Below are 22,750 nucleotides of genomic sequence, written 5' to 3' on the forward strand. Positions count from 1 at the left end.
CTGGCTAATTTGCAGGACAAGGGAGGATATGCGAATGCATTTTTCCAAGTTTATGCTAATCATTGCGATGGTTTGTGTTGTATTCGCTGAAGCGGGCTGTTCCAGCTCCTCCTCATCCGGCGGCGATACATCCGCAGACCCGCAAGGCAAGGTGAAGCTGGTCTTTTGGAGTCATCAGGAAGACGCCATTGTGGGCGCATACAAGAAATTAATATCCAAATACCAGACCTTGCACCCCGATATAACGATCGAGTATCAGACCTTTCCATATGATGTATACAGCCAGAAGCTGAAAGCCTCATTCTCCGCGAAAAAACCACCCGATATTGCCGAATTTTTCGGCACCTGGGTACCCGAATATTCCAGGAACGATCTGCTTGTCGAAATCCCTGATAGTGAAAATGTGAAAAAAGAGTACTATGATGCCCCCTTGGGGGGATATTTGCGGGATAACAAGCTATACGGGCTGCCACTTGAATACAACATTGAGAACGGTGGCATGCTGATTCACCCGCAAATGCTCAAAGAACAAGGGCTGGATCATCCACCCTCAAACTGGACAGAACTTGTGGATTACGCCAAAAAGCTAACCCTACATGAAAGCGATATCATCAAAGTGAAAGGCTTCGATTTTGTATCGGCAGATAATATTACATTCACTTTCCTATCGCTCATTTTGCAGCAGGGAGTGAGCTTTATGGGTGAGGACGGACATGTTGATTTTCACACGCCGGAGGCTCAGAAAGCGATGTCCACTTTGGTTTCACTTGTGACTGATGACAAGGTTACGGATTTAACCACGTTCGGCAGTGAACTGGATACCTCTGACTATTTTTTTCAGGGGAAATCAGCCATGACCTATCGCGGCCCCTGGACAATTGCTGCGGGACAGAACAACTATAAGGTAGATGATTTTGAATACGTGTCGGTACCTTCTTTTACGGAGAATCCACCCGTTTTTGCTGCCGAATCCGGTTGGGGTCTTGCGGTATCGAAGCAAAGCAAACAGCAGGAGGCCGCACTTGATTTCATCCAATTCATCTCAGAGAAGGACAACCTTACGACATGGAATACGAACACCTTTACCGTTCCAGCCAAAAAGGAAATTGCTGAAAATCCGGAATTCCTGAAGAACAATCCCCACCTAAAGCCCTCGCTGGACATATTGGCGTTAGGTCAATGGATTGGCCCTATAGCAGACCGGGATTTCTTTTTCAAGCAGATCAATGACAATTTTCAACTGATGGCTAGTGGACAGCAGGGTGTCGAGGACGGATTGGCGAACATCGAACGGACGATCAATGATAATCAGGATCAACATAAGTGATAGGGGTGCTGGGGATGAGTACTGCTATATCTACCAACAAGGCGGAAAAGGTTAACCCAGCGGTAAAGTCAACAGCTTACAGGGCAAAACGAAGGTTCATCATCATTTCACTCGTACCGATTTTGCTTCTGTTCGGGGTGTTTGCTTTCCTTCCCATCGCATGGAGTCTGGGCTTGTCCGCATTCAAGTATGACCCGCTCAGCTCAAATGCGATTTTCGTGGGAGCGGAGAACTATATCCGCATGTTCCAGGATTCCATATTTCTGAAGTCATTGTGGGTAACCTTCAAATTTGTATTTATCGCTGTATTAATTAACATTGTCATTACGCTTTTAATCGCTTCAGCGATTCAGCGAGTCCGCATCCCGTGGCTCAAAAATGGCTTTCGAACCGTATTCTTTCTTCCTACAATCGCTCCGCTTGCGGGAACGGCCATCGTATGGAATACCATGTTCAATTACAATGATGGCTTGTTCAACATGATTCTCGCCAAGCTGAATATGGCGCCAATCCAGTGGCTAAGTGATCCGCATTACGCGCTCTATTCCGTCATTATGATGACCTTGTGGGCTGATATTGGCTATAATATCGTTCTTTTCATTGCGGGACTGGATTCCATCCCGGATATGTACTATGAAGCAGCAACGCTGGAGGGGGCGGGCCGATGGCATGTCTTTCTTCACATCACACTGCCACTGCTGCGCAGAACGTTGCTGTTTGTATCCATCACGACAGTGGTTTCCTATTTTCAGGCCTTCCCACAATTTCAGATTATGACCAAGGGCGGACCCTTCAACGAAACACGAGTGCTGTCACTGCAAATCTATGAACAGGCATTTTCCAGCTCCAATATGGGGTACGCATCTGCTATGGCAACCGTGTTTCTAATGATCATTCTGCTTGTGACGCTGCTGCAACTTCGATGGGGACGCACGCAATGGGAACATTGAGAGGAGAGGGGAGAAGAAGCCGATGCCACGTAAATTCAGCCTGTGGGAAGGGTTTACTATCGCAGTTCTAGCAGTTATAGCTTGTGTTATGCTTTTGCCTTATGTCTGGATGGTGCTGTCATCGCTGAAAAGCAACATGGACATCGTCTCGGGTTCCGGCGGGTTATTTCCAAGCAAGCCGAGCCTGGACGGATACCGAACGGTTTTTAGCGAGGCGCCGTTTGTTACGTGGCTGCTGAACAGCCTGGTGACATCCGTCATCATAACGGTAGTTACCTTATTTACCAGTGCTCTAGCCGGATATGTATTTGCCAAACATCAGTTTAAAGGCAAAAAACTGCTGTTCATTCTGATTTTGGCAACCATGATGATTCCCTTTCAGGTTATTATGATTCCCACGTATTTGATCACGGCGGAACTTGGACTGGTTAACCATTTGCTGGCGATTATTTTGCCCAATCTGGTCAGCTCCTACGGTGTATTTCTGGCTAAACAATTCATAGAAGAGATTCCACAGGAGCTGCTTGAGGCAGCGAGGATGGACGGTTCTGGCGAATTCAGGCTGATGCTTCGCATCGTTATGCCGCTTATTCTGCCGATGCTGTCAGCCTTGGGAATTTTCACGTTTATGAACTCCTGGAATAACTACCTGTGGCCACTGATTGTATTAAATGATGAGAGCAAGATGACCGTTCCGTTGGCATTGGTCTATTTTAACGGAACGCACCAGGTTAATTACAACGTCGTCATGTCGGCTGCGGTACTGATTACAATACCGGTTATTATTATGTTCCTGATCTTCCAGAAGCAATTTATTAAAGGCCTAGCTATGACGGGCATGAAATAACGGGTGAGGAGAAGAATTATGACTAAAATCTCAATTATCGGAGCAGGCAGTGCATTTACCCGAGAGATCGCTATGGATATCCTGCTGATTGAAGGCTTGGAGGGTGGCACCATTGCCCTGGTTGATATTGACGAGCGGCGGCTTGAGTTGGCACGCAGGCTGGTGCTTCAAATTGTAGAACGGACAGGCAAGAAGTGGGAGGTGCTTTCCTCTACGGATCGCAGAGAGGTCATTGGCGGATCACAGTTCGTAATTAACCAAATTGAAGTTGGCGGGCTGGAGACGGTTCGTTATGAATATGAAATTCCGCTGAAATACGGGGTAAAGCAGTGCATTGGTGATACGCTGGGACCCGGAGGACTGTTCAAGACACTCCGTACCCTTCCCAGCTGGATAGAGATCGTGCGGGATATCGAAGCGCTCTGTCCAGACTGCATCATTCTAAACTATACCAATCCGATGTCGGCGGTTACACTCCTGACTTCCCGCATTACGGATATTCCGGTCGTGGGACTATGCCATTCCATCCAGAATACGTCTGCTCAACTGGCGGAGTATGCCGGCGTTCCATATGAAGAAATGTCATGGAAAGCCGGAGGGATTAACCATATGTCCTGGTTCGTGGAGCTGTCCCGTGCAGGAAGGGATCTATATCCTGTTCTGTTGGAGAAGATACAAAGTCCTGAGCTGCTGCGGCAGGACCCGGTCCGATTTGATGCGATGAAATACTTGGGTGCATTCGTCTCGGAATCTAGCGGCCATTTCTCGGAATATATCCCGTATTACCGTAAACGCCAATCACTTATCGACCAGCACTGCAGCACAGGTTATAACGGAGCTACGGGGTTCTACGCTGACAACTGGCCGATCTGGCGGAGAGAGAATGATGAGCAGATCGTTTCACAGCTTGAGGGAACGGTACCGCTTGAGCTGAAATCCAGTAATGAATATGCTGCCATCATCATCGAAGCAGTATTGAAGAATGAGCCGAAGGTCATTTATGGTAATGTTCCCAACCGGGGGTTGATTGAAAATCTTCAGGCTGATGGTGTCGTGGAAGTGGCCTGTCTCGTGGACGGGAAAGGCGTACAGCCTTGTCGTTTTGGAAGACTGCCTGAGCATTTGGCCGCATTGTGCCGCTCGAACATGGCTTTTTTTGACCTGGCTGTAGAAGCTGTGCGGAGGAGTGACAGGGAGATGGCTCGCCATGCACTGATGCTCGACCCACTAACTGCTGCCGTATGCTCCCTGGAGGAGATCAGAAGTATGTTCGATGAACTGTATGAGGCGGAACAGGGATTTGTTCCGGTATTGAAATGATGCAGAGACAGCAAACAAGTCCCGTTGTTGTCATTGCTGGCGAGCTAAATGTAGACGTCATTGTATCGGGAACGGATGTTATGCCGGAATGGAATCGGGAGAAAATGGTCGATGGCTTCGAGATTGTTCTTGGTTCCTCTTCAGCAATAACGGCCTGTGCGCTGGCAAGTCTGGGAGCGGATGTGAGATTCGTTAGCGTAGTGGGAGATGACGATTTCGGCAAATTCTGTATAGCTGAGCTGCAGCGTATGGGCGTAAATACAGAGCATGTAAGCCGATTATCTGGCATCAAGACAGGTGTAACTCTGTCGCTCTCCACACCCGATGACCGCGGGTTGTTAACATATGCTGGCAGCATCCCGTTATTGACACCTAATTATATTCCGGAGTCGTTGTTGCAGCAGGCAGCACATCTTCATTTTGGTTCCTATTATTTACAAGATGGGATGAGACCCCACTGGCTTGGTCTTTTTGCAAAGTTGCGGGCAAACGGGATCAGCACGTCTTTTGATACTGGTTGGGATGTATCCAATCAATGGGACCGTGAGGGCATAAGTGAATTACTGACGGTGACGGATTTGTTTATTCCCAGCGAGGATGAATTACTGCACATTTTCCCTGCCGATAGGATAGCCGATGTGCTTGACTCTATGCTTCCTGCCGTGGCGGGAATTGTAGCCGTCAAACAAGGGTCAAAAGGCGCTACACTGCGCGAGCTGAACGAAAGTAGAATATCGGCCGAATCTTACACTTTGACGCCCGTCGATACGACAGGGGCAGGGGACTGTTTCAACGCAGGAATCATATATGGATACTTGCTAGGAATGCGAAGCGAAGAACTGCTGCGATTTGCCAATGCATGTGGGGCTTTATCCACACTAGGCATTGGTGGCACAGGAAGCTTGCCGACGATGGAGACTGTCCATCTTTTACAGGCTGAGCATGTACAATAAAGCCTGGCTTTACACTAGGCAACCAAATTGATCAAAGGGAGTTGAGAGTATGTTGAAATTCGGTAAAACATTGCTGGTGGGATTAAGTATGGCGGTAGGGATAGGCTTGGTTTCAGGAATTGAATGGTCCTCATCAGCTGCCGCAGCAGGCACAGACTACTATGTGGCGACAAACGGAAATGACTCTAATGCGGGGACGAGCACCGCGCCATGGAAGACGCTGCAGCACGCAGCGGATGCTGTTCCTGCAGGCAGTACAGTGCATGTTCGTGGCGGGGTATACAACCAGAAGCTGAAGATCACTCGCTCAGGCTCCGCTTCACAGGGAGCGATTGTATTCACTCACGATGGCACAGAGACTCCGATTATTGACGGCACAGGACTTTCGGTTAGCGGGATTGAAGGGCTGATTGACCTGACCGATGTAAATTACGTTACCATTCAGGGATTTGAAATTCGCAATTATACTACAGCTACTAAGGACGTCATGCCTGTAGGCATTTATGTTCACGGATCAGGCAGCTTCATCAATTTGTCTGGCAACAAAGTCCATGATATCAAAAACACCGCCACGCCTACCGGCAGTGATCTGCTTGGCCGTGACGCACATGGGATCGCTGTATATGGCACGAAGGCACCCGAATCCATTCACGATATTACGATTAATGGTAATGAACTGTACAATCTTGTGCTCGGCTCCAGCGAATCGCTGGTTCTCAACGGTAACGTGGACACTTTCTCGGTGACGAATAATGTCATTCACGATAACGACAACATTGGCATTGATCTCATTGGTTTTGAGGGGAAAGCGCCGAATACGGCTTACGATCAGGTACGGAACGGACTCGTGAAGGGCAACAGAGTATACAATATCACTTCCAATAATAATCCTTCGTATGGGAAGTCACTTCCGAATAACAGTAATGCAGCGGATGGCATTTATGTCGATGGCGGCAAGGATAGTATTATTGAACAGAACTACAGCTACAACAATGATATCGGTATCGAGATTGCTTCCGAGCATGCCGGTAAATCTACCAGCAATATTACTGTTCGCAGCAACGCAGTCTACAACAACCGACTTACTGGTATCGCCATGGGTGGGTATGATACCAAACGTGGCTCCACAGTAAATTGTAAAATCGTAAACAATACGGTATACAAAAATGATACGCTTGGCGATGGCAGCGGCCAGCTTTACGTTCAATTCGACACACAAAATAACGTAATCAAGAACAACATTTTTGTTGCCAGTTCCACAGATGTGTTGATTTACAATGAATACACCAAGAATTCCGGAAATGTTGTGGATTACAATCTTTACTTTGCCCCTGCCGGAAGCAATGGAGCGAGCTGGACATGGAAGAATAAAGATTATACAGGATTCTCCGCTTATAAAACGGGCACTGGTAATGACGCGCATTCCTTGTTCATCGATCCCAAATTTGTGAATGCTTCAGGATACGATTTCCATCTCCAATCTTCATCTCCAGCGATTGATGCCGGGAACACGGACAATGCAATTATCGGAACACTGGACATTGAGGGAAAACCGAGAGTACAGGGAACTGCTGTGAATATCGGGGCTTACGAATGAGACTTATAATCTAATGGGAAGATTCTTCCCTAAGACAAAATCGACAAGGGTAGCTGAGTGATCAGCTGCCTTTGTTTTATTTTAAGGTAATAATCCTCTTTAAATAGCTGTACCTGAATTAGACCTTACGTAAACCCATATTTAGGTAGGGTGCGGCATTTCCATTTCGAGCCAAGGATAGTAAAATCGGTTATAGCATGATTAATGCTAAGGTTAATTCACAACTGTAGGAAAGAAAGGAGGGCATGGAATGAAACCCGGTTCCATCAAGAACAGCATGGTCATCTATTGGACCATAATCTTAATGCTAGTTTTGACTGCGTGTTCCCGATCAGAACAAAATGTAGATCCGCCACTCACACAACCTGCTCATCCTAAACAGCAGTCCGTTGAATACAAGCCGAACCCAGATGAACCCGCATGGAAGCTTGATAACACGCCTGTGGATTTGACCTGGTTTGTGGGCGCGAACTGGTATGGTCACACATGGGGTGAGAGCATGACCTCCAAGATTGTAACTGAGAAAACAGGTGTCAACATCAAATTCGAAGTGCCATCCGGTGAAGCCAGCGAACAAATTGCGCTTATGATGACATCCGGTAAGCTGCCGGATTTGATAACAATTGGCTCGTGGGAAAGTGCAATGAATAAGTTATTGGAAGGCGGCCAGGTATATGCTTTAAATGAATTGGCGGATCAATATGATCCTTACTTTTTCAAGGTCGCGGGGGACGGTACATTGAGGTGGTATCGTCAGGAAAACGGTAATACATATGGCATTCCAAATGATTCATACAGCCCCGGCCTGATGAAGGCCACCGGTTTGACGGCTGCAAACCAAACCTTTTTGGTCCGAAAAGACCTGTATGAGGCTATGGGCAGACCGGATTTGAGTACTCCTGATGGCTTTTTGAACGCATTACAACTCTTAAAAGATCAGTATTCAGTATACAAAGGTCAGCTCATCAGTCCCTTCTTTGCTCAGGGGAATGTCGCTTACGGGATGACCGAGTACCTGCAAAATCTGCTGGCTATCCCTCATGAAAAGAACGGTAAATTTAATGACCGCATGACCGACTCAGACTATATCACTTGGCTGAAAACCTTCCGTACAGCCTATGAGCGTGGCTTGATTAATGTGGATTTCCTGGTGGACTCGAATGCTCAGGTAGAGGAAAAAACCAGCAATGCCCGTTATTTTATGATGATTCGCGAGTGGACTGGCATGGCGGCGATCAATCCGATCTTGGCTGCGGGTGCATATCCGAATTCGTACTACATCGCTGTGGATGGACCGCAAAACAGCCACGGTGATTGCGCCAGACTGTTCCCCGGTAATATGGACGGTTGGATGGTTACGATGATTAGCAAATCCACCAAGAATCCTGAACGAGCTATCCGCTTCTTGACCTATCTGGCCAGCGAAGAAGGCCAAAGAGATGTATTTTTGGGCAAAGAAGGCGAAACATGGGCTGTGAGGGATGGCAAACCGCAGTTGACGGCCGAAATGGTCCAATTGCTTGACACCGATAGGGAGCGGCTGGAAAAGGAATACGGTATCATGGATACCTACTGGATGCTGCGCAACCCTGCCTTCGTTAACCAATGGAGACCGGAAAAGGCGCCATCCGTTAAGCAAATGGAGGAGTTCGCGAACAAACAGGCGGATATGGACAGTGGCATCTATAAGGGAATAGATCCTGTTGGGGATTCCGATATAGCCTTATCCTGGTCGCGTATTTCTCAGAATTGGGAAGAAGTTCTGCCTGAACTGATTACTGCCAAAGATGAAGCTGCGTTTGATAAAATTTTCGAAAATTTCTTGGCCCGCCGTGTGAATTACGGTTTTAATCAAGTAATGGAATACCGACAGACCGAGCTGGAAGCGAGAAAAGCCAAGATGGCTGAATAATCATTTCCTAACATCCTCTCTCTTTCGGCTAACTTGTAATATATGGTATAACAAAGGTGGTGAGGACTTCAGAATGAATTACCTACTGACTAGATTGAGGAAACTTTACCGCAATGCCCGTATATCCCAAAAGCTGTTTCTGGCGTTTAGCCTGATGATTGCCATACCCGTTATATTAGTATCCTTTTTATATATTCGCATGCAGGAAACCCAGCTATACAAGGACGCTATGGCAGCAGGCAACAGCCACGTTGCATGGTTGAACGACCAATTGCGCAGCAGAATGGACATCGTTGAGAACGCTTCCAACACTGCGCTCACTCAAAAGTCATTTGTGGATTTTATTCATTCCAATATGCTTGTGGATGGACTGCGACTGGTGAAATTTAAGCAAAACCAATTTGAGCAAATGCAAAACATCATTCAAAGTAATGCGATGATCAGTGAACTCAGCTTTTACGTAGATAACCCGAACCTGTATGAAATCTGGCCTGAAATCTACCATTATAATAAATTTTGGCCGCAGGATTACTGGGCAAAGCTTCGGGATGAAGGTGGTGCGGCTTACCGTTTATTTGCTTTTAAGGATGGTGAACATACGCTATCATACTACCGGTTGGTTCGCCTTCAGGGCCAGGAGAAAAAACGACCGAGTATTATGGAAATTCGCGTCCCGCACAGCATGTTTTTCAGCGACCTGCTCCAGGAGAGCAAGGGAGATTTCTTTTCTGTTTTGATGAACGAAAGCGATCCTCTCCAATATGTCTATAATCCACAGCATGAGTTTGCGCGAAAAGCCGGGAAAGGACTCGATGAAATCCTTAGTGCTGTTCATCGCCAGCTGGATGTACTGCCACAGGAAAATCCCGTTAAGATTAAGGTAGGTGATCAGAGCTACTATGCACTGTACCGATACATCGCTCCGCTAAATACTTATGTGGTCGATATCGCCTCCCATCAGGCGTTGATGAAGGGGCCGCGCAGCTGGTATGCATTTGTGGTAACGATTACATTATGTGTTCTGCTGCTCATCATGCTGCTTGTATCACATACAACCCGGCGGATTTTCCGACGGCTGGACAGCGTACTGGCTTCAATGCGTCAGGTACGAAAAGGAGATCTGGATGCAGCGATTGATACCGGCCTTGATGAGAACGAAAGAGGGGATGAGATTGATGAAGTGGCTGTGAGCTATAATAAAATGTTACATGAGGTCAAACGTCTGATGACACAGGTCGTGGATAAACAATTGATCGCCAAAAACGCACAGCTGCATTCACTGCATTCGCAGATCAACTCTCATTTTTTGTATAACGCACTAGAATCTATACGTATGCTCGCAGAGGTTCAACGACAATCTGCTATTGCGAATTCATTGGTATCATTAGGTTCACAACTTCGCTACAGCATGCAGTGGCGCAGTGATACGGTTGCTCTTCGCGAGGAACTAGCCAACATTCAAAGTTACGTTCAATTTATTAATTTAATGGAAGGTGGCAGCATCATGTTGACGGCAGATCTCCCGCAGGAGGTGCTCCGATATGCGATTCCTAAAATGTGCATGCAGCCTATCGTTGAAAATGCAGTGCATCACGCTGCACCATCAGGCGGAAGTGTGTATATTCAGATCACCGTTTCAGTGGAGAATGACCGCTTGCTCATTAACATACAAGATGATGGAGAGGGTTTAGACCCGGAGATGTTAGTTCGACTGCAAGCGGCACTGCGAGGAGACTCGGATTCGCCGATTGTTACCAGCAAGAACGGACTTGGTTTGGAAAATGTGAATAAGCGGCTGCAGCTTCATTATGGCGAGAATTGCGGTCTTTGGATTGATAGTGTTCAGGGCGCTTATACCTGTGTAACGATACGTTTGCCTTGGGAAAATGTAAATCTTGGAGGGTGGTAGGAGTGATCAATATTCTGGTTGTGGACGATCAAAAGCACATCCGTGACGGTCTGCGGGCGATGCTGCCTCAATTTCCTCTGGAGCTGAACAACATTTACTGTGCCGCAAGTGGGATGGAGGCGCTAATCCTTTTGCGCCAGCATAACATTCACATCGTTATTACTGATATTATGATGCCGGACATGGACGGACTGGCACTGATGGCACAGACCAAAGAGGAGCGCATCGAGGTGGAATACCTCATTATTAGCGGTTATAGTGATTTTACATATGCTCAAAAAGCGATCGAACTTGGGGCAAAGGGATACTTGTTAAAACCTCTGAAGCGAGAGGATCTGCAAACTTCACTAGAGCATGTATGGCAAGAAATCCAGACACGGCAGGCTCTTACGAACAACATACAGCATGTCTCCCGTCTCGCTCGAGAGACAGATCGTAAAGAATTACGAATGTTTATGCAGGGAGCGTTAAACGATGAGGCCTGGATCCTCCAAATCCAGGAACAAAATCCTGTGTTATGGAACAATTATCGTTTATGTTTGCTGCGAGAGAAATGCTGGATCAACCAGCCGGGTTCCAGCAGCGTCCATAGCATGGAAGCTATTGCTTATGGTGTATTCGGTAGACAAGGCTGCGTTTGCCTGCAACACAGCCCGTATCTGATCCTCTCTGTGAGTGCAGCCATAGATCCGGAGGCTTTGCCAGCGGCACTCAAGGAAAGAATGATCGATGCCATAACCGTTATGACTGACCCGCAGCAAGGATTAAAGATGTTGCCTGACAGTTATGCACAAGTACTTGAGCTATACCGCCACAGTTACCTGTATCCAGATCAATATATGATCCAACCTGCACATATTGAGCATATGGAGCAGCAGTGGCAAATTCCCTATGAAGAACTTCATGAGCTGTTCCAGTCTGTTGGGACTGTTGATAGTGGTGCAATTGCTCAGAGAATTTCCGCCATATTTCATAAAAATGTGCTGCAGCGCTATCATATTCACTATACCCAACAGCTCTGCGGCGCCACAGTGCAGATGATGGAGGAATATGAACGAGTTATTCGCCCCTACATGGGTGAAGAAGCGTTGGATCTTAAATCTTTGCGTAATCTCTTTGATTATCCGGGGATGCGTGATTATATTCAAGCACTGCAACAGCAGCTGCTTCGGCTGAATCAGTTCTATTATGATTATAAGTACAGCTATCGCAATTCGCAGGATTTAAATGAAGCTATCCGTTTTATACACGAAAGCTATCATAAGCCGCTGGACCTCGCGATGGTATCCAATCATGTGTCGCTTAATTACGCCTATTTCTCAAATCTGTTCAAGAAGAACATTGGCAAAGGGTTTGCTGAATATCTGAGAGATGTACGTATGGATAAAGCGCGGCGTCTCCTAGCCGAAACCGACCATAAGATTGTTGAAGTGGCTGCTATGGTAGGCTATGAAAGCTACAAAAGTTTTACACGAGCGTTCCTCCTTGCGATGGAAATTCAACCCACAGAGTATCGACAAATGATGCGCCAAAAGGTAGAACGTGAAGTGTAATACCGCAGTAAAATATATAAATTGAATCAAAATCCAAAAAATTGGGATAGAACAAAAATAATTGTACCTTTTCAGCAGTTTATCCTATTCGATAGAATAAAGATGTTCCCCAATGTAAGCGATTACCTATAAACGCATAGATTGGGAGAAACCATTATCCTATCAAAGGAGGGCAATTATGAAACCATCTCACTTTACGGAGAAACGGTTGATGAAAAAGGTACTTGGTTTGTTCTTAGTTGTTGTGATGCTGGCCAGTGTTGGTGTGCTGCCAACTACAAAAGTTCAAGCAGCTGGAACGACAGTTACTTCAATGGAGTACTTCTCACCAGCAGATGGACCTGTTATTTCAAAATCTGGCGTTGGCAAAGCCAGCTACGGATTTGTCATGCCTAAGTTCAATGGAGGCTCCGCTACGTGGAACGATGTTTACAGTGACGTGGGTGTCAATGTGAAAGTGGGTAACAACTGGGTTGATATCGATCAAGCCGGAGGATATATCTATAACCAAAACTGGGGGCACTGGAGCGATGGCGGATTCAATGGCTACTGGTTCACCCTCTCAAAAACAACCGAAATTCAACTGTACTCCAAAGCAAATGGGGTTAAGCTTGAATATCAGCTTGTATTCCAAAACATAAACAAAACAACCATCACAGCGATGAATCCGACACAAGGGCCGCAAATTACAGCAAGTTTCACAGGCGGTGCAGGCTTTACATATCCAACGTTCAACAACGATCCTGCGATAATTTATGACGCCGTAGCTGATGATCTGAAGGTATATGTCAAACCTGTAAACAGCAGCACATGGATTGATATTGACAATAATGCAGCCAGTGGCTGGATTTATGATCATAACTTCGGCCAATTCACCGACGGTGGAGGAGGTTACTGGTTTAACGTAACGGAATCGATCAACGTCAAATTGGAATCCAAGACTTCTTTGGCTAATCTTGTTTATACGATTACCTTTAATGAACAAACAAGAAATTCATATGTTATTACACCATATGAAGGTACAACCTTTACAGCAGATGCGAATGGTTCCATTGGGGTCCCGCTTCCCAAAATTGATGGGGGGGCACCAATCGCCAAGGAACTGGGCAATTTTGTATACCAGATTAACATCAATGGGCAATGGGTTGATTTGAGCAACTCCAGTCAGAGCAAGTTTGCATACTCCGCTAATGGTTACAACAATATGTCTGATGCCAATCAGTGGGGATACTGGGCCGATTATATCTATGGCCTTTGGTTCCAGCCAATTCAGGAAAATATGCAAATTCGTATCGGCTATCCGTTGAACGGACAGGCGGGTGGAAATATTGGTAACAACTTTGTGAACTATACCTTCATCGGTAATCCAAATGCTCCGCGCCCAGATGTATCCGATCAGGAGGACATCGCGATCGGAACACCAACCGACCCGGCTATCGCGGGCATGAATCTTATCTGGCAGGATGAATTTAACGGAACTACGCTTGATACAAGTAAATGGAACTATGAAACAGGCTATTATCTGAATAACGATCCTGCTACCTGGGGTTGGGGCAACGCAGAACTGCAGCATTATACAAACAGTACCCAAAATGTATTTGTACAGGATGGAAAGCTGAATATCAAAGCCTTGAACGACAGCAAATCGTTCCCGCAGGATCCGAATCGATATGCACAGTATTCCTCAGGTAAGATTAACACCAAGGATAAACTTTCCTTGAAGTACGGCAGAGTAGATTTTCGTGCCAAGCTGCCTACCGGTGATGGCGTTTGGCCGGCTCTGTGGATGCTTCCAAAAGATTCAGTATATGGCACATGGGCTGCATCGGGTGAAATCGATGTCATGGAAGCGAGAGGACGTCTTCCAGGGTCTGTAAGCGGTACTATACACTTTGGTGGACAATGGCCCGTGAACCAGTCTTCGGGTGGAGATTATCACTTCCCAGAAGGGCAAACATTTGCCAATGATTATCATGTGTACTCGGTAGTTTGGGAAGAAGACAACATTAAATGGTATGTCGACGGCAAGTTTTTCTATAAAGTCACTAACCAGCAGTGGTACTCCGCGGGTGCACCGAATAATCCGAATGCTCCGTTCGATGAGCCGTTCTACCTCATTATGAACTTGGCAATCGGCGGAAACTTCGATGGCGGCCGTACGCCGAATGCGTCTGATATCCCGGCTACCATGCAGGTGGATTATGTACGTGTGTATAAAGAACAGTAGTATGATAGCCGTTTCTACGATTGGGGTCGTGTCGGGGCCACACACCATAGTTTTCGGTGATGAGGCAAGATGAACGAAGAAGAAAAGACAGGGAAGACCAACAACATTTTTGTTGTTGGTCTTTATCGTTTTTTAAAAGTTAGATAATTTGTGTTAAGCAAAATTTCTTTTTCGACTCTAGCCTATACCATTTTAATGACGGGAAGCAGCCTGCGCCGAAGGACGCGTTACCGCAGGAGCTTCCTCACGAACTACCTCTTGAGCCGATGGACGTGCCACTACAGCTGCTTCTTCGCGAACTACCGCTTGAGCTGATGGACGCGTTACCGCAGGAGCTTCTTCACGAACCGCCGCTTGTGCGGAAGGAGGCGTTACCGCAGGAGCTTCTTCACGAACTGCCGCTTGTGCGGATGGACGAGATACCACAGGAACTTCTTCGCTGACAGCGGCTGGTTGCGATGGACGCGCTACCGCAGAAGCTTCCTCGCTCGCAACCACCCTCGGAGTATTGCTTGAAGCCCAAGCTGTTGTTACTGTACTAACTGCAGCAACTAGGAATAGCGTAGATACCGCAATAACAAAGGTTTTCTTTTTCACATTCTTTACGTTAAGCATGAAAGTTAATCTCCTTTTTAGTTGTTTACCGTCCCCGGATAAAGAGGAGCAGAATTGTACGGGTAAATTCCGTGATCCTGCCACTACGTTCAGGATGGTTTCCCCATAGCGTTTACGATCTGCATAGGACATTCCTTTTACGACTTCTTCATCACAGGACAGTTCACTCCATGTATGAATGTCTTTGGAAAGTAGATGAACCAATGGATTGAACCAATGTAATGCACGAGCTACTAATATAAGCGCCTTGATCCACAAATCTTTCCTTTTCAGGTGGATCAGCTCATGATGGAACACCATACCGATATCCACATTTGCAGAATTCCTCATAGGCAGGTAGATAGTGGGTTTTCTCAGTCCAATTAAAAATGGACTACGAATGATAGCGCTGTAAGCTAGCTTAACCTCGTTCTGGAGACCCAAATTCTCCTTGATTACAGGAAGCAGCATAGCAACATCACTGTTGTTTGGAACAGTGGTTCGTGTTAGTTTTAATTTCTTGAGAAACCTGTGATAACAATAGATTTGCCATGCTGCAAAAGCTATGATCCCGAGTACCCATAAGCATATAATAGCGAGAGCAACGTTCGCCGAAATGGTCTGTGCCTGGATGGCAGGAGCTGGATTGAATGTCCCAGGTAACACATGTTTAACAGTTAAGGGTAATTCGTTTACTGTAGTAATGGACGGTAAAAATGAAAATATCCAATTAAAGGCCAGGAAGATGGGCAATAGATACAATCCTAAAGCCATTTTTCCAATTCCAAAACGCCATTTTGCAGGGAAGACTTGAAAGGGAATGAGGCGCAATAACAGAATGAAAGCGACAACGACACTTCCGGCAACAGTCAGCGTAGACAGTAATACAAAAATGGTATTCATAGATTACACCTACTTTTCCGAAAACCATTGTCTCAGCTCTGCAATGTCTTTATCCGAGAGTTTGTCGCCATCATACAATGCTGAAATCAAATTTTTTACTGAGCCTTGATATAATCCATCCAGGACTTGTTGTGCCTCCAATAGCTTGTAATCTTCAGGCGAAATACGAGGGACATACTTATTGGTACGTCCATCTCTTGTAGCTGTAAGTGCCCCTTTGTCTACCAGCCGAGATAGGAATGTAGAGATCGTTTGTGCCTTCCAGGCTTTTCCCCTTTGGGAGAACATGTTCAGCAGTTCGGTGGAGGTGACAGGTGGATCACACTCCCAAATCACTTCCATCAGTTCCATTTCAGTATCCGATAATTTTTGAAGATGGTTCACGGTGAACACTCCTTAACTTCGTTATGCGTCCATATCGAAGGTTATTACTACACTACGTAGTACGTCTAACTTACTACAACGCGTAGTATATAGTCAAGGGTTGATTGGGTGCTTCCTAACACCAAAGCTCAATCTTTGATTGATTTTAATGCAGGGACAACTGTCGGGAGTATATACTTAATTTTAAATCATGAAACCAATATAGGGAGGAACCAAATGAATCTGTTTCATATACAATCTACACTGCAAGGGATCGACTGGACCTCATCGTTTCTGGAGAACAACTTTATTGGCATTGGTTGGCCTGCGACAGGAGATTTGGAACACGAGTCTGCAGAAGAATGGAAAAGGCAACTGGTTCAACGCTACAGGTTAGGAGAAACGGAACTTAGTGATATCATGGACACTCTCTATACATTTGTGTACATCATGCAGGATGGAGACTATGTTTTAGTGAGCGATAAGGATTGGACGTATGTAGGGGATATGGGAGATTATTTTTACGATGATTCCAACGGAACCGAAGGGGAATCCATATGCCACCGACGAGGAGTTACCTGGCTGGGACGCATTCCATTAGCAGAGTTACATGACAATGTACTTGCACTTGTAAGTCATGACTCAATCATTGCAAAATTTGAACATCCAATTGCTCAGGCGAAACTGGAACCCTGGGTTTCGATCACCTCTGCGACCACTACAGGAGATAATCATTCTTCAGCTAGAGTTGATGAAGACACCGTTCAAGAAGCGCTCAATGTTCTGAAAAAGGCGTTGCAGAGCGAAGAAGCAGACCTGCGAATCCGTGCAGCGGTAGCAATTTTACAATATGCAAAATCCTAGGGAAGTTAAGAACATGGGGACCAAAGAACAGCAGTCTGTATAGACTGCTGTTCTTTTTGTGTTCTAAGAAGTGTTATGGTCAGATGCCCCGTATACCTGGCCCGAACCGAATCCAGAACCGGAAAGTTGAAACATCTGCCATTTGATGTTTTCTTGTATTGTCTGTTGTCGGATATAAAATTATCTTGTCAAATGGGAGGCAGCATGATATCGTTGATAACGATTATCAATATCATTTTAAAAAGGTGGGTTTATTTTGTTGAAACAGAAAAATTCAATATGGCTGTTCTCCGCTCTAATTCTATTACTCGTACTGAGTGCATGCGGGCAGAAAGCAACATCAAGCAATACCACGGAGACCACAAATACAACCGTGTCTGCGGACACGGAATCATCAACCAATTCCACTTCAGCGTCTGATGGCGGTACAACGACAGGTACCGAAGGAGAGACTTTTACATATCAATCCGATGCAGGTAAAGTGGAAGTACCTGTAAATCCGAAGCGAATTGTTGATCTGACCGCATTTTCAACAGGGTACTTTGTAGCACTCGATGCTCCCGTAGTCGGAGCGTTGTCAGGTGCAATCAACAACAAGTATATCAAAGACCAGCTCGCAAGTGAGGGAACGACAGATCTCGGCGAGCAGCCAACTGCTGAACAACTTGTCAGCCTAAAGCCTGATCTGATCATCGCATACACGGGTACGGAGGGACTCGACAAATTGTCACAGATAGCGCCAGTGGTACAGTTACAATATGGCAAGCGCAATTACAAGGATCTCATGCTGGAGATGGGTAAACTGACCAATAGAGAAGCCGAAGCAAAAGACTGGATCACGCAATGGGAAGCGAAGATCAATGAGCTGAAGCCAAAAGTACTTGCCGCTGTGGGAGATCGTACAGTCTCCATTTTGAATCCATATTCCAAAGGACTATACGTATTTGGTCATAATTACGGGCGTGGTGGTGAGATACTTTATGGAGAATTTGGCCTGAAGGCACCAAAAAGAGCCCAGGCTGAAGCCATTGACAGCGGCACAGGCTGGGCCTCAATCTCGATGGAAGTGTTGCCGGAATATGCAGGAGATATTATCTTTACCAGTCCATGGTCGGGTGACACAAGCGATGCGCAGATTGTCTATGACAATGCGTTGTGGAAAAATCTATCTGCGGTTAAAAACAGCAATGTATTTCAACTTGATCCAACCTCAGACACTTATAATGACCCTGTATCACTGGAAGGCCAGCTGAAGTTTATCTCAGACAGCTTGCTATCGGTGAAGTAGTCATTCAACCCTTTGGTGAATCTGAACCAAAGGTTTTTTTTAAAATCTTATTTTCATGATATTATGAGATGAAGTACGTGAAATAAATTTTAGTTAGGAGAAATAACATGGATGCTTTTGCAGAATATCTAGCACGTATTGATAACTTGGGGCATCGGGATCGGACGGAAGAAATTCTGGAGTGGATCACAAAGAAATACCCACAATTAGAACCAAAAATAGCTTGGAATCAGCCCATGTTTACCGATCATGGCACTTTTATTATTGGATTTAGTGTATCCAAACATCATTTGGCTGTGGCGCCTGAAAAAGCCGGGATTAATCATTTTTCCGATGAAATTACGAAGGCCGGTTATGATCACACCAAGGAATTGGTGCGCATCCGGTGGGACGGGCCGGTTGATTTCTCTTTACTGGAGAGAATGATTGAATTCAATATTACAGAGAAGGCAGACTGTTCAACCTTTTGGCGGAGATAGGCATGATGGATATGTATAACAGAAGACCTCGCTCTCACATACAACGGTGAGCGGGGTCTTTGTATTGGTTCAGGAGAGTTCCCATCATTACGTTGTCATATATTGCTTTCGAAATTGAAGCGGAGAAAATCCATTATATCGTTTGAAACAGGATGAGAAGTATGGAGCATAACGAAAGCCCACTTCTTCAGCTATACGGTCAATCAACCAGTCTGTAGTTATCAGCAGCCGCTTTGCACGTTCTAGGCGAAGTTCATTTAAATATTCAATTGGAGTCTTACCATACTTCAATTTCATGCAGCGAATCACATAGTTGGGATGAAAATGAAGAGCTGCAGCCAATGTAGCATTAGTAACCTTTGTTTTATAATTTTGTTGAATGTACATTGCTGCTTGTTCTGCCAATCGAGTCTGTACGGAGTCCATAACCCGCAAGCTGCCTTCTTCCAGCATGGAAAGCAATTCACCAAGCAAACGTTGCTCCTGCCAAAAGGAGTTGTCCATTTGCAGTGTCAACAATTGCTCCAGAAGAATGAAAGCCATTTGTGGATTGATTAATTTCGAATATTTAGGAAGTCTTATCGTATAAGGGTTGCCAAACGGTCTGGAGGAATTCCGGAACTCCGGTTCATCGACTGAAGAGGTTAGCAAGCTTTCGAACCTTTCAACATGCTCGAAATGCAGCCAGTAGAATACTGTTTTCTGCGTACACGGCCTGACCGAATAATGTTCTCCATCTGGCAACAGGAGCAGTGAATCTCCTTTTTCCAAAGTCCATTGCTGATCATTCTCTCCAATATATAATTCTCCCTTGACCACAATCAGTAAATCGTAGATACCAAGCTTTTTTCGGTTCGGATGGTGATCTCCGATTTCATATTCAGAACGTCCTGCTCCTAAATAATAGGGGAGTTGGGGGACATTAAGCTCTACGATTCCATCTCCATTCAAAACAGATAGCCCTCCCTATGAGTGTTAAATTCTATAAAAAAGTTCAATTCAAATCTATATTCCTATGTAATCACAGCTTATAATTGAAAACCACAAGAGTCAATGTCGCCTAAATGGCGACTTTTTTGCATTAAGCTCATACTCATTTAATCCAAACAGCCACTTATTTTAAACGAAATTTAAGATACCCATTAAACCAGTGTAAGGTTGATCTTCTATACTTGCCTCTGAGCTTCAAAATCATTCGAGGGAGAGATTTATATCAATTATTCACGTTCATTCACATCAAATCGAATCAAAATAACAGCCATCAACGCACTAGCTATGATTCTGGCGGTATGCCCAATCATAAGTACGGGTAGTACTGCTGCTAATGCAGCTCCTGTATCTGCTATATCACAGGCAACAAAAGATATTCAGGCGCAGGTGCCTATCCAATATCGAATTCAAGCCCGACTGGATGAGAAGAAGATGACGATAGAGGGGAGTGAATCCATTACTTACCGAAATACAAGCAAAGATACATTGAAGCAACTTGTTTTTCATACTTATGCTGATGCCAACCTTTCGGAATCGACACAGACGACCATGTTTAAACGTTCCAATGAAGAGATTAGCAAAAATAACCCTGATAAGAAACCCGAAGACTTTCTTGGAGGAATTGATATTGAGAAGGTGACGGCCGACGGACAAGCCCTTGAATTCAGTAATAAAGACCAAGCTATGTCGGTGAAATTGGAGCAGCCCCTTCAGCCTGGTGAATCGGTGTCGGTCCAAGTCCATTTTAATCTGAAGATTCCCTATGGCTCACAGCGCTTATCGTACTACAAAGACATTATCAATGGGGCTCATTGGTTCCCTGTAATGTCAGTCTATGACGAGGACAAGCATGAATGGGATAGCAAACCTTATAGTAAAACATTTGAAACGGATTATTATACATCCGCGGATTATGAAGTTCAGTTCAATGTTCCCGATGAATATCAGGTAGTGATGCCTGGTACGATCACCACACGGGATGATACAGAGACTGGACGCAAAGTGGTATCCACCGTAGCCGAGAATACGAGGGAGTTTGCTTTCTTTGCCAGCCCGAACTTCAAAGTGGACAGCGTAACCCGGAATGGCCTCACCGTAGAATATTATTATTTTGATAACCAGCTAGGTAAGAAAAAGGTCGTTGATGGGTATGTTGATCAAGCATTCAAAGCCATTGATTTTTTCAGTGAAAAATACGGTAAATACCCTTATCCTGAATTCCGGATTGTTGAATCATATGTGGAAGGTGTAGCTATCGAGTATTCAAGACTCATCCAAATGGGGCAAATCGAGATAAATTCTGCTCCAGAACAGGACACAGTATTTGTGCATGAAATCGCTCATCAGTGGTTTCATGCGTTAATCGGGAATAATTCGGAGACAGAGTCTTTCCTGGACGAAGGTTTTGCCGATTTCTCCAAAGTGTACTTCTCTGAGAAGCATGGGGATACGATGAATGGCTTTAAGTCTATCCAATTTGATGATTCCACGGTGGATAAGGCCATTGCTTCAACGAATGACGAAGTGGGAGATTGGGCCAGCCCGGTTTATTACGATAAAGGCCGTCAAGCGATATACCAATTGTACCGTTCCGTCGGGGAAGAGAAATTTGATGACTTTATGAAAGAGTATTTTAAACGTTATGTGTACCAGAACACTACGATTAACGGACTTCTCCAAACGATAGAAGATGTACTGGGAAAAGAGGCGCGTGATGATATGAAGACGGCTTTATATGAGCCCAATTTTGCGCTGAAGCCTGAATATCAACTGTCGAATGAGGAGAAAACGGCATATCTGCATGATCAGTTTCAATTGCTGTATGAATCAGCATTAACTCAGGTTCCGAATTTACCTTTTGAAACGATGAGCCGTGTGATGGATAAAGCCCTTCAAGGTGAGCCATTAGCCATTTTGCTCAGTGATCACGTGAGCAAGACTGCGAGCAAACAACAGGAAGCCATGGTAAGCCAACTGACAACTCTTCTGGATTTAAGCGGAGTGAAGTATGATGTAATCCGGGACCGTCAGGAATTGAAGCAAAAAATGAAAAAGGAATTGGCTTCCAGCAACCTGATTGTACTTGGTAATGCCAAATCCAATGGTTTTGTGCAAGCTTTGAAATCCAGCATTATGGACCGTGCTACCCATATCGGGTTTCAATGGAAAAAGACAATGAACCAACCGTCTGCTGCTGGAGCTTATGTGATCAAACATCCTTATAATCAAAATCGTTTGATGCTGCACAATTTCTGGAATGAAGATCATCTGAGCAGTGGGAGTCTTGAATCATTTATGATGAAGATGCAGGAATCCATTGGATTCAGCGGCGCTTATTATCAGTACTATACGTTGGACAAAGCTGGCAAGGTAACACTGGAACAAAAAGTGGAAAATCCTCTTTCGAAATTTTTTGCTGAGGAATAACTCTAAGTATTCATTCCTATAAAGAAAGATTAAATACCTTGGCAATTGTCATTAAAAATCTAATATCGTCTGTAATGGAGTCGCCTATATGGCGACTTTTTTTATTTAAGTTTAATTTTAGGTTTTTAAAAGCTGTCCAGAAGGGTAAGTATAACGTGGATATTTTAAAATAAAACGTTGCGGAGGAAATTGAAGAGTGTGAAGGAAAGCATTGATTGTTAATATCCTGCAAATAATAACAATATAA

General features: G+C 45.1%; 17 protein-coding genes. 14 read left to right on the top strand and 3 right to left on the bottom strand.

All coding sequences use genetic code 11. The annotated features are described in order from the left end of the window. The first annotated feature begins 34 nt into the window (after window positions 1-34). The 10 genes from MHB49_RS16160 to MHB49_RS16205 all read left to right on the top strand — a co-directional run bounded on the left by MHB49_RS16160 (window position 35) and on the right by MHB49_RS16205 (window position 14,595). The gene (locus MHB49_RS16160) at window positions 35-1,327 is read left to right on the top strand and encodes an ABC transporter substrate-binding protein (RefSeq protein WP_405156863.1); all 1,293 of its coding nucleotides are present in this window, start codon (window positions 35-37) and stop codon (window positions 1,325-1,327) included. 14 nt (window positions 1,328-1,341) lie between these two features. Continuing rightward, a complete protein-coding gene (locus tag MHB49_RS16165) occupies window positions 1,342-2,277 on the top strand; it encodes a carbohydrate ABC transporter permease (RefSeq protein ID WP_247902841.1) in 936 nt (311 codons plus the stop codon). A gap of 22 nt (window positions 2,278-2,299) precedes the next feature. Beyond that, window positions 2,300-3,124, top strand: a complete 825-nt coding sequence (locus MHB49_RS16170; RefSeq protein WP_405156864.1) for a carbohydrate ABC transporter permease — start codon at window positions 2,300-2,302, stop codon at window positions 3,122-3,124. Between the two features lie 18 nt (window positions 3,125-3,142). Continuing rightward, window positions 3,143-4,444, top strand: coding sequence for an alpha-galactosidase (gene melA, locus MHB49_RS16175; protein ID WP_405156865.1), 1,302 nt, complete (start codon window positions 3,143-3,145; stop codon window positions 4,442-4,444). Next, window positions 4,441-5,397 (top strand): carbohydrate kinase family protein, encoded by a 957-nt coding sequence (locus MHB49_RS16180; RefSeq protein WP_405156866.1) that lies wholly within the window; start codon window positions 4,441-4,443, stop codon window positions 5,395-5,397. The genes melA and MHB49_RS16180 overlap by 4 nt, the downstream gene beginning before the upstream one ends. Before the next feature lie 49 nt (window positions 5,398-5,446). Then, entirely contained in the window at window positions 5,447-6,994 is a 1,548-nt protein-coding gene (locus MHB49_RS16185) for a choice-of-anchor Q domain-containing protein (protein ID WP_405156867.1), read from the top strand. Window positions 6,995-7,244: 250 nt separating this feature from the next. After that, window positions 7,245-8,906, top strand: coding sequence for an extracellular solute-binding protein (locus tag MHB49_RS16190; protein WP_405156868.1), 1,662 nt, complete (start codon window positions 7,245-7,247; stop codon window positions 8,904-8,906). Window positions 8,907-9,000: 94 nt separating this feature from the next. Next, window positions 9,001-10,815, top strand: a complete 1,815-nt coding sequence (locus tag MHB49_RS16195) for a sensor histidine kinase (RefSeq protein WP_405156869.1) — start codon at window positions 9,001-9,003, stop codon at window positions 10,813-10,815. A gap of 2 nt (window positions 10,816-10,817) precedes the next feature. Continuing rightward, entirely contained in the window at window positions 10,818-12,368 is a 1,551-nt protein-coding gene (locus MHB49_RS16200) for a response regulator (protein WP_405156870.1), read from the top strand. 178 nt (window positions 12,369-12,546) lie between these two features. Next, complete coding sequence (locus MHB49_RS16205) at window positions 12,547-14,595, top strand: glycoside hydrolase family 16 protein (RefSeq protein ID WP_405156871.1); 2,049 nt, start codon at window positions 12,547-12,549, stop codon at window positions 14,593-14,595. A 192-nt stretch (window positions 14,596-14,787) separates the two neighbouring features. Here the strand turns inward: MHB49_RS16205 and MHB49_RS16210 are convergent, their stop codons facing one another. Both MHB49_RS16210 and MHB49_RS16215 read right to left on the bottom strand, forming a co-directional pair. Then, window positions 14,788-16,092 carry a M56 family metallopeptidase gene (locus tag MHB49_RS16210; protein WP_405156872.1) on the bottom strand — a complete coding sequence of 435 codons (1,305 nt, stop codon included), beginning with the start codon at window positions 16,090-16,092 and terminating at the stop codon, window positions 14,788-14,790. 9 nt (window positions 16,093-16,101) lie between these two features. Then, complete coding sequence (locus MHB49_RS16215; protein ID WP_405156873.1) at window positions 16,102-16,476, bottom strand: BlaI/MecI/CopY family transcriptional regulator; 375 nt, start codon at window positions 16,474-16,476, stop codon at window positions 16,102-16,104. Window positions 16,477-16,692: 216 nt separating this feature from the next. Here MHB49_RS16215 and MHB49_RS16220 point away from each other — a divergent pair, with 216 nt between their 5' ends. The 3 genes from MHB49_RS16220 (at window position 16,693) to MHB49_RS16230 (ending at window position 19,086) form a co-directional block, all read left to right on the top strand. After that, a complete protein-coding gene (locus tag MHB49_RS16220) occupies window positions 16,693-17,319 on the top strand; it encodes a hypothetical protein (RefSeq protein WP_405156874.1) in 627 nt (208 codons plus the stop codon). A 256-nt stretch (window positions 17,320-17,575) separates the two neighbouring features. Then, complete coding sequence (locus MHB49_RS16225; protein WP_405156875.1) at window positions 17,576-18,607, top strand: ABC transporter substrate-binding protein; 1,032 nt, start codon at window positions 17,576-17,578, stop codon at window positions 18,605-18,607. Window positions 18,608-18,714: 107 nt separating this feature from the next. Continuing rightward, window positions 18,715-19,086: an iron chaperone gene (locus MHB49_RS16230; protein ID WP_405156876.1), complete on the top strand. Its 372-nt coding sequence runs from the start codon at window positions 18,715-18,717 to the stop codon at window positions 19,084-19,086. A gap of 87 nt (window positions 19,087-19,173) precedes the next feature. Here the strand turns inward: MHB49_RS16230 and MHB49_RS16235 are convergent, their stop codons facing one another. Further along, on the bottom strand, window positions 19,174-20,037 hold the full coding sequence (locus tag MHB49_RS16235; protein WP_405156877.1) for a helix-turn-helix domain-containing protein: 864 nt from the start codon (window positions 20,035-20,037) through the stop codon (window positions 19,174-19,176). 324 nt (window positions 20,038-20,361) lie between these two features. On the opposite strand from MHB49_RS16235, the gene MHB49_RS16240 reads away from it, so the two are divergent. Beyond that, a complete protein-coding gene (locus MHB49_RS16240; RefSeq protein ID WP_405156878.1) occupies window positions 20,362-22,503 on the top strand; it encodes a M1 family metallopeptidase in 2,142 nt (713 codons plus the stop codon). Window positions 22,504-22,750 lie beyond the last annotated feature (247 nt).

This window comes from Paenibacillus sp. FSL K6-0108, assembly GCF_045040695.1.
Taxonomy (GTDB): Bacteria; Bacillota; Bacilli; order Paenibacillales; family Paenibacillaceae; genus Paenibacillus; species Paenibacillus pabuli_B.